Source organism: Methylobacterium haplocladii (genome assembly GCF_007992175.1).
GTDB lineage: Bacteria > Pseudomonadota > Alphaproteobacteria > Rhizobiales > Beijerinckiaceae > Methylobacterium > Methylobacterium haplocladii.
Genome location: NZ_BJZT01000095.1, coordinates 1 through 836, shown reverse-complemented (window position 1 = coordinate 836; position 836 = coordinate 1). Strand labels below are relative to the sequence as shown.

The following is an 836-nucleotide window of genomic DNA, read 5'->3' as shown; positions in this document are numbered from 1 at the left end:
TAGGCTTGGCAGATGGTTGAGAACGGCGTCATCCAGCGCACCGCCTTCTGACCTGACTGGCTGGCTTTGGACCGGGCTGACTGAGACTCGAAGCGCCATGCCTGCCGTATTGTCAGCCAGCACCGTGGCACGCAGCGCTACGTACCGACCGTGCCGGCCGACGAGGATGCGCTGACCTGGGCCATCGTCGTCCTGGCGTCCGAGACGGGCGCTATGACGACCGCCATATCAGCGCTCTGTTGCAGGCAGACGGCTGGCAGGTGTGCAGGGATCGGGTTCAGGGGATCCGGCGTCGCGAGGGGCTCGGCGGGAATGTCGTCAACGCCACGGTGCTCGTCGTGCTCTATCTCGGTGGGCTGTGATGCCACCGAACCGATAGCGACTCCGGCATGATGTCCTTCGGAACAGTCACAGAATTTTAAGGCGCGCTTTAGAGACAAGACGCCCCATGAGGCGTATAGTCTTCCCCCCTATCGCGCCGACTATCCGAGTCATTCCGATGGCTATCTATCTCGCAACATTTGATTTACAAGCAATAGAACACGATTACAGCACGCTCTACTCGAAGCTCAAGAGCCTCGGCGCTCATCAGGCCCAGGCTACGACATGGTTCATCGAGAGCGATGTGCCAATGCTTAGCCTTAGCGACACCTTCCTCGGCGCAATGGATGGAAGCGACAGCCTGTTGCTGGTTGCGATATCCCCTTCAACGGCTTGGGCTGCAACGCGACTATCCGGCCTCACAGGCGAATGGCTGCAGAGGGTTCGCCCATAGCATGTCGCGCCAGAGGCCGGGTCCCGTGCGAATTATCGCAGCAACCATCCATTAGGTAACC

The 836-nt window shown here is 59.8% G+C and carries 1 protein-coding gene and 1 pseudogene; both read left to right on the top strand.

Features of this window, described 5'->3' with window-relative positions; all coding sequences use genetic code 11:
• Positions 1 to 87 precede the first annotated feature (87 nt).
• Positions 88 to 305 (top strand): annotated as a pseudogene (locus MHA02_RS21880) (IS3 family transposase); the annotation flags it as partial.
• Positions 306 to 499: 194 nt separating this feature from the next.
• On the top strand, positions 500 to 775 hold the full coding sequence (locus tag MHA02_RS21875) for a hypothetical protein (RefSeq protein ID WP_147082694.1): 276 nt from the start codon (positions 500 to 502) through the stop codon (positions 773 to 775).
• Positions 776 to 836: the final 61 nt, after the last annotated feature.